Here is a 6,904-nt window from a genome sequence, read left to right on the forward strand (position 1 = left end):
CGGCCGCCCTTCGTCACGCGCGGCGAGGGCCGGTCACGGCGAGCAGCACGAGGGCGAGGGCCTGGATCGCGGCGACCACCGTGACCAGGAGCGGGACCGAGCGGCCGTACAGGGCTCCGGTCAGGGCGCCGCCCGCCAGGCTCGCGGCGCCCACCACCCCGGCGAAGACGCCGTACGCGGTGGCCCGGCGCGGCGAGGGCACGAGGTCCGCGACGGTGGCCCGGAGCGTCGACTCCTGGATGCCCGTGGCCGCGCCCCACACCAGCGCCCCCGCCACGGCCGGGCCGATGGTGTGCGTGAAGGCCAGCGCCGGGACGGCGGCGGCCAGCACCGGCAGCACGGCCAGCACCCGCGGGCCGGTCCGGTCGTACAGCCAGCCGGTGGCGAGCGCGGCCACCGCGTCCACGGCCATCGCCGCCGCGTACAGCACCGGCACCCAGGGCGCCGTCATCAGGTGCCGTTGGACGAGGTGGTACGACAGGACGCCGAAGGTGGCGAAGCCGGCGGTGGTGGCGGCGGTGAACGCCGCGTAGGTCCAGAACGCGGCCGGCAGCCGGCCGTCCGGCGGCGCCTCGGCCGGCGCGGATGCCTGCCGTTCGTACGCCTCCGGGTCCGGGACCCGGGCCCGGAGCCAGAGCAGCAGGCCCAGCACCGCCGCGCCGGGTGCGGCGAGGACGCCGAGCGCGGGGCCGTAGGCGCCGCCGGTGAGGGCGAGGACGCCCGCCACGGTCAGCGGGCCGACCAGGGCACCCACCTGGTCCATCGCCTCGTGGACGGCGAAGCCCCGGCCGCGTCCGGTCGCGGCCGTGGCGTGCGAGAGCAGGGTGTCCTTCGCCGGGGAGCGCACCGCCTTGCCGACCCGTTCGGCCACGACCAGGGCGCAGGCCGCCCACAGAACACCGACCACGCCCAGCGGCGGCACGGAGAGCACGGTCAGGGCGTACCCGGCGATCGACAGGCCCCAGAAGCGGCGCGTGCGGTCGGCCAGCGGGCCGGACACCAGGCGCAGTCCCAGTGCCGCCGCCTCACCGGCGCCGGTGACCACCCCTACGACCAGGGCGGAGGCGCCGAGGGACGCCAGCAGGGGGCCGGTGACGGAGCGGGCCCCCTCGTACACGAAGTCGGCGAGCAGGCTGACCAGGCCGAACCAGACGACGAACCGCCACGGCCTCATCCCGCCCGGCCCCGGCCCCTCGGTCCCCGTTGCTCTCTCGCCCACGACGCCTCCGCAACCCCACACGCCGAAGCATGCCGCACACCGGACCGCACCGGGGCGCGCAGGGAGCTCCGCATACGGATGCTAGGTTCGCGAGGACGCGGCACGCGGTGAGCGGCCGGCGCCGGCGCTCGCCCTGCCGGTCGGGTCCCGCGCCCAGGACACCAGTGACAGGAGGGCCCGTGTGACCAGTCGAGTCCTGCTCGTCACGCCCGCGATGAGCGTCTCGCTGCGGCAGGCCCGCTTCGACGACGGCGCCTCCCTCGACGACGGCGGTGCGGCGCGGGCCCGTTCGGCGGCCGGGTCGCTGCCCGCCGCGGCGCGGGTGCTGGTCTCCCCCGGCGCGCGCTGTCGTGAGACGGCCGCCGCACTGGGCCTGGACGGCGTGCCGGCGGCGGAGCTGGCCGGTCTGGACGTGGGCCGCTGGCGGGGCCGCACCCTGGACGAGGTGGGGGCGGACGAGCCGGAGGCGGTGGGCCGCTGGCTCACCGACCCCGCCTGCGCGCCGCACGGCGGCGAGTCGGTCCGGGACCTGTGCGGCCGGATCGCACGCTGGCTGGCCGACGCCCAGGCCGTGGGGGGCCGTACGCTCGCCGTGGTCGAACCGGAGGTGGTGCGGGCCGCCGTCGTGGCGGCGCTGGACCTGCCCGCCGCGCTCTTCTGGCGTCTCGACGTGCCACCGCTCACCGTGACCGAACTCAGCGGCCGGGCCGGCCGGTGGAACCTGCGGCTGGGGCGTCCGCCGGCGGCCCCGGAGGCGGACTAGGTCCTTTCGTTCGGCGTGATCCGAACGACAGGCCGTGGGGTCTGCCGGCCCGCGCCGCGCGGTCTGCTCCTGGCGGGTGTCCGGCGCGCGTGCGTCGTCGTCTCGGGTGGTGCAGCGGCCGCTCGAACGCCGGAGGCCCCCCGGATGGTTCCGAAGGGCCCCCGGTCGTCCGGAAGGAGGTCAGTGCGCGGCCGGTACCGCTCGTGCGCGGCCGGCCCTGGCCGGCCGGGGGTTCAGCAGCCGCTCGGCCGACTCGCCGAAGGCGAGCCCGAATCCGCCCCACAGGACGGCCTGGATGGCCAGCGCGGACAGCCGGAACCGCCACAGCAGGGTGGCCGGGAAGTCCCGCGGCACCTCGTTGACGGCCGGCAGGAACGCGTAGGCCAAGCCGACGGCGACGGCGAACGCGGCCACCGCGGCCACGGTCGCCCACCAGGTGCCCAGGGCGGGCGCCAGGCGTCGGCCGAGGAGGGTGGCGGCGACCGCCAGGAGGACGCCGAGCAGCATCATCAGGAAGTACAGGCCGGTCCGCTTGCCGATGGTGCCGGGGTCGCCGACCGACGGCGGGTTGGCCGGGTACTTCAGGAACGGCACGACGTACACGGTGAGCAGCGCGCAGCCGGACAGCAGCAGCGCCGTGGCGCGCGGACCGATCCGGCCGACCCGGCCGAGCGCGAAGCAGAAGGCGAGCGCGGCGATGCCGCCGAAGGCGACCCCGTAGACGAGGACGCCGGTGGCGAGGCCCGCGGTGGACTGGAGGGAGCGGGAGACGACTTCCGTCCCGTGCTCGTGGGAGTGGGCGTCCTCGAAGCCGATCGCCTTGTCGACGCTCGGCTCACCGAGGAAGTAGGCCGCGATCAGGGCGAGCACGCCGGCCGCGAGGCCGGCGAGCATGCCCCGTACGAGGAGGTTCCGTACGGTTGCGGAATTCATGGGCGGGCGGTGTCCCCTCGCGTCAGTGGCAGGGGAAACCGAGCAGATGGCGGGCGTCGTGCACCCACTCGTGGACGTCCGTGCCGTTGAGCACGGAGGTGGCGCCCTGCTCGGCGCCGACGAAGTAGAGCAGGACCAGCATCAGGATGCCGAAGAAGACCGCCCAGGGAGCTATCGCCTTCAGCGGCAGCTTCGCGGGGACGGCGGGAGTGGTGGCGGTCGGCTGGGCGACGGTCTGCGCCATGGCAGAACCTCCTCTGGGAATTCGCGTCCCATCTCGGTGGTGCACAGGACGACGGCCCCGGGTCTGACTCACGGGCACCCTCGCGGGGCCCGCACACAGTGGCGCGACCGTGCCGGACTCTCACCGGCTTCCGTTATGCCGTCGTCGATTTCGGACAGACCGTACCGCGGGATCGGAGCCCCGCCAAGACCGCCTCCGACCGGCGTGATCTTCCTCTCGTGCCGGGTGAACGGCCGTGTGCCCGGTGGGTCGGCGGTGGCGCGATCCGACCGGTCCGGCTCAGGGCTCCGCGCGCCGGCGCGGTGGGGTGAAGGCGTACAGGTCGAGGATGTCGGGCCGGGGAGCCACGCCCGGGCCACCGGCGCGCACCCAGGCGACGATGTCCTCGGTCGCGTCGGGGTCGTTGACCAGCCCGAGCCAGACCGGTCGCGCGCCGGCGGCCCGGCCTGCGGTGGAGGGTTGTACGACGATGACGTTGGCCTGGTCGCACACGTCGAGGCAGTCGGAGACGCGCACGGGCATCTCCGCCCGCAACCGCGCGGTCTGCGCCGCGTGATCGCCCGTCACCTTGGGGCTGCCGCAGCAGCAGTCCCGGCACACGACGACCCGGCACGGCACCGGTCCGCCCGCTGTCTTTTCCGTCGGCCTGTCGGGCATACCGCGCCGCTCCCCTCCCGGGGAGATCCGCCCCGGTGTCGCATGAGGAGGCGACCGCGTGAGTCTCCTGGCTCCCGGGTCGTCGCTCGTCCCGCCTTCCCACCCCGTCGGGGGCGGTGGCCTGCCGGAACTCGCTCACCGGTCACAGTGGCGGGACCGCGCCGGATTCGCACCGGCTTCCTCGGACCGCCGTCGCCTTGTGTCGCCGGTCATCATGTCATCACCGGTGGCGGCCCGTCACCCGGCCGCCGTGCGGCGGGTCTCCCGCGCGCGGTACGCCCGCGGGAGACCCCTCGTCACGGGGCGAGCAGCAGCACGTCCGTGCGGGACTTGGCCGCCTCGAAACGACGGGCGACGTCCTGCCAGTTGACGACCTGCCACATCGCCTCGACGAAGTCCACCTTCTGGTTCCTGTACTGCAGGTAGAAGGCGTGCTCCCAGGCGTCGAAGACCAGGAGCGGGGTGGAGCCCTGGCCGACGTTGCCCTGGTGGTCGTAGACCTGCTCCACGATCAGGCGGCCGCTCAGCGGCTCGTGGGCGAGCACGCCCCAGCCCGAACCCTGCGTGGTGGCCGCGGCCTTGGACAGCTGGGTCCTGAAGGCGGCGAAGGAGCCGAAGGACTCCTTGATCGCCTCGGCCAGCTCGCCCACGCCGTCGGCGGCCAGGGGCTCGCCGCCGCCGTCCTTCGGACCGGTCATGTTCTGCCAGTAGATGCTGTGCAGGATGTGCCCGGAGAGGTGGAAGGCCAGGTTCTTCTCCAGGCCGTTGACCGAGCCCCAGGCGTCCTTGTCCCGTGCCTCGGCGAGCTGTTCCACGGTGTCGTTCGCGCCCTTCACGTAGGCCGCGTGGTGCTTGTCGTGGTGCAGCTCGATGATCTCCGGGCTGATCACCGGCGCGAGCGCCGAGTAGTCGTACGGAAGTTCCGGGAGCGTGTACAGCGCCATGTCCAACGTCCTCCGACGTTATTGCGAATAAGATGCAAGTGCAAGCTACCAGCAGGAACGGCTGAACGCCGATCAGTCCTTGGGCCTAGGACCGGATCCACGCCCAGCGGGCCGTCAGTCACCCGAAATGACTAATGACGGAGCGTGCATCCCTTGTCTCCACTGGGTCGTCGCCCATTCGGAGTTGCAGCCGTCCGAGGGACATGAGTCCGTTGGTGTCGTGTCCGTCCGGCTCTCACACAGGAGGAGACATGGGCGCCAACGACAACGGCCGATCGGCCGACAAGCTGAGCGTGGTTTTCGCGGTCCGCGTGATCGAGGGCGGCGAACAGGGATTCCTGGATCTGTACGAGCAGCTCCGGAAGTCCGTGTCCAGCACCCCCGGACACATCGTCGAGCGGCTCGGCGAACCCGTCGACGACTCCCGCCAGTGGGTGATCACCAGCGAATGGCGGACCGCCGAGGACTTCTTCGCCTGGCAGCAGAGCGCGGAGCACCAGGAGTTGGTGGCCCCGCTGCGCCAGTTCGTCGACCAGCGGCAGTCGATGCGGTTCCGGGTGATCAAGGAGACCAAGGGGGTGTCCTCATGACGCCCCCCGTGCGCGGCTCCGTCGCCGTCCTCGGTCTCGGCACGATGGGCGCCGGCCTGGCCGGTCGCCTCCTCGACCAGGGCATACAGGTCCGGGTCTGGAACCGTACCCCGGAGCGCACCGCCCCGCTCGCCGAGGCGGGCGCCTACGCCGCCGCCAACCCCGCCGACGCCGTCGCCGGCACCAGCGCCACCCTCTGCGTCGTGGCCGACGGACAGGCCCTCGGCGCGGTGCTGCACGGACCGGGCGGCGTGCTGGCCGAGGGTCCGTACCCCGGCGTGCTGATCTGCGCGAGCACGGTCGCCCCCGACGAGGTCGTGCAGATCGCCGGAGAGATCCCGGCGGTCCTCGACGTCGGCATGCTCGGCAACCGCGACCACGCCCGCGACGGAGAACTGCGGCTGTTCGCCGGCGGCGAGCAGCGGGCGTTCGAGACCGCCCGCCCGCTGCTGGAGACGCTGGGCAAGGAAGTGGTCCATCTGGGCGCACTCGGGTCCGGCATGCGGATGAAACTGCTCCTCAACCTGCTGATGGGCATAGAGGTGCAGGCCCTGGCCGAGGCCACCGAACTGGCGGAGGCCTGTGGCCTCGACCGGCAGCTGGTCCTGCGGACCATCGCGGGCAGCGGCTTCGCCTCGCCGGTGATGGCGTTCAAGTCGCGGCGCCTGGCCTCCGGCCGTTTCGAGGAGCCGGACTTCCGGCTGCGGCTGATGGCGAAAGACCTCATGCTCGCTTCCAAGCAGGCAGCAGCAGTCGGCCTGAGCCTGCCGCTGGCGACCGCCGCGGCGGAGACCCACGTCCGCGCCACCGAGCAGGGACTGGGCGACCAGGACTGTGCCGCGGTCACCCGCGCACTCGCACCGAAACCGGAAACCGACACGTGATCATCGACATCCACGGGCACCTGTCCCCACCGGAAGCGGCGAAGCGCTTCCCCATGCCCCCGAGTCTGACCGACGTCGACGGCATGCTCGCCGCCCGCGCCGAGGCCGGCATCGACCTGACCATCATCGGCAGCCCCGTCGGGGCCGGCGCGATGGCCCGGGTCCCGGGCGTCGACAACTACGCGCAACCACGCGACCGGCTGCGTGGTTTCCACGCCTGGATGTCGGGGCTGATCCGGAAGTTCCCGGACCAGTTGCGCGGGTACGTCTACGCCAACCCGTTCGGCGACGACGACCACCTCGAAGGGGTGCGGGAGACGCTGGCGGACCCCGCCTTCGTCGGCCTGATCACCACGTCCAGCGTGCACGGGGAGCTGCTCGGCTCGCCGCGCGCCGACTCCTTCTTCGCGCTGGCCGCGGAGGCGGGGGTGCCGGTGCTGGTGCACGCCCCGGCCGAACCGGTCGGCACGGAACGGGTCGAGGAGACCGGCTTCGTGGAGCAGATCGGCCGCTTCGGCGACGTCACCCTGGGCATGGCCGCGATCGCGTTCGCGGGATGGCTGGACAAGTACCCCGGTCTGCGGCTGATCGGCGACGGAGCCGAGGACGGCACCGGCGTGGATGTAGTGGGTGAGCAGCCGCCCGGCGCAGGCGAGCACGCCCGGGCTCA

At 73.2% G+C, this 6,904-nt stretch carries 9 protein-coding genes and 2 riboswitches; of the genes, 4 read left to right on the plus strand and 5 right to left on the minus strand.

Going from position 1 to position 6,904, the window contains the following annotated elements:
* Positions 1-13: 13 nt before the first annotated feature.
* Positions 14-1,219, minus strand: a complete 1,206-nt coding sequence (locus tag ABZ923_RS32910; protein WP_361479166.1) for an MFS transporter — start codon at positions 1,217-1,219, stop codon at positions 14-16.
* A gap of 181 nt (positions 1,220-1,400) precedes the next feature.
* Between ABZ923_RS32910 and ABZ923_RS32915 the strand changes: the two genes are divergently transcribed.
* Entirely contained in the window at positions 1,401-1,982 is a 582-nt protein-coding gene (locus ABZ923_RS32915; protein ID WP_361479168.1) for a histidine phosphatase family protein, read from the plus strand.
* 180 nt (positions 1,983-2,162) lie between these two features.
* Here the strand turns inward: ABZ923_RS32915 and ABZ923_RS32920 are convergent, their stop codons facing one another.
* From ABZ923_RS32920 to ABZ923_RS32935, 4 genes are all read right to left on the minus strand, one after another.
* Positions 2,163-2,915, minus strand: a complete 753-nt coding sequence (locus tag ABZ923_RS32920; protein ID WP_361479170.1) for a CbtA family protein — start codon at positions 2,913-2,915, stop codon at positions 2,163-2,165.
* A gap of 22 nt (positions 2,916-2,937) precedes the next feature.
* Complete coding sequence (locus ABZ923_RS32925) at positions 2,938-3,159, minus strand: CbtB-domain containing protein (RefSeq protein ID WP_361479172.1); 222 nt, start codon at positions 3,157-3,159, stop codon at positions 2,938-2,940.
* 36 nt (positions 3,160-3,195) lie between these two features.
* A riboswitch (cobalamin riboswitch) is annotated at positions 3,196-3,337 on the minus strand.
* Positions 3,338-3,438: 101 nt separating this feature from the next.
* Positions 3,439-3,816: a (2Fe-2S) ferredoxin domain-containing protein gene (locus tag ABZ923_RS32930; protein ID WP_361479175.1), complete on the minus strand. Its 378-nt coding sequence runs from the start codon at positions 3,814-3,816 to the stop codon at positions 3,439-3,441.
* A gap of 60 nt (positions 3,817-3,876) precedes the next feature.
* Positions 3,877-3,999, minus strand: a riboswitch (cobalamin riboswitch).
* Positions 4,000-4,112: 113 nt separating this feature from the next.
* The gene (locus ABZ923_RS32935) at positions 4,113-4,760 is read right to left on the minus strand and encodes a superoxide dismutase (RefSeq protein ID WP_361479178.1); all 648 of its coding nucleotides are present in this window, start codon (positions 4,758-4,760) and stop codon (positions 4,113-4,115) included.
* A 251-nt stretch (positions 4,761-5,011) separates the two neighbouring features.
* Between ABZ923_RS32935 and ABZ923_RS32940 the strand changes: the two genes are divergently transcribed.
* From ABZ923_RS32940 to ABZ923_RS32950, 3 genes are all read left to right on the plus strand, one after another.
* The gene (locus ABZ923_RS32940; protein ID WP_361479181.1) at positions 5,012-5,350 is read left to right on the plus strand and encodes an antibiotic biosynthesis monooxygenase family protein; all 339 of its coding nucleotides are present in this window, start codon (positions 5,012-5,014) and stop codon (positions 5,348-5,350) included.
* A complete protein-coding gene (locus ABZ923_RS32945; protein WP_361479184.1) occupies positions 5,347-6,234 on the plus strand; it encodes an NAD(P)-dependent oxidoreductase in 888 nt (295 codons plus the stop codon). The genes ABZ923_RS32940 and ABZ923_RS32945 overlap by 4 nt, the downstream gene beginning before the upstream one ends.
* Positions 6,231-6,904, plus strand: a 674-nt coding sequence (locus tag ABZ923_RS32950; protein ID WP_361479186.1) for an amidohydrolase family protein, incomplete at its 3' end; no start/stop codon positions are given. The genes ABZ923_RS32945 and ABZ923_RS32950, both read left to right, overlap by 4 nt.

The organism is Streptomyces sp. NPDC046881 (assembly GCF_040645015.1).
In the GTDB taxonomy this organism is placed as follows: domain Bacteria; phylum Actinomycetota; class Actinomycetes; order Streptomycetales; family Streptomycetaceae; genus Streptomyces.

Coding starts and splice junctions, on each gene's coding strand:
- ABZ923_RS32935 (WP_361479178.1), bottom strand. CDS start 4,760: ATGGCGCTGTACACGCTCCCGGAACTTCCGTACGACTACTCGGCGCTC.
- ABZ923_RS32940 (WP_361479181.1), top strand. CDS start 5,012: ATGGGCGCCAACGACAACGGCCGATCGGCCGACAAGCTGAGCGTGGTT.
- ABZ923_RS32945 (WP_361479184.1), top strand. CDS start 5,347: ATGACGCCCCCCGTGCGCGGCTCCGTCGCCGTCCTCGGTCTCGGCACG.
- ABZ923_RS32930 (WP_361479175.1), bottom strand. CDS start 3,816: ATGCCCGACAGGCCGACGGAAAAGACAGCGGGCGGACCGGTGCCGTGC.
- ABZ923_RS32920 (WP_361479170.1), bottom strand. CDS start 2,915: ATGAATTCCGCAACCGTACGGAACCTCCTCGTACGGGGCATGCTCGCC.
- ABZ923_RS32925 (WP_361479172.1), bottom strand. CDS start 3,159: ATGGCGCAGACCGTCGCCCAGCCGACCGCCACCACTCCCGCCGTCCCC.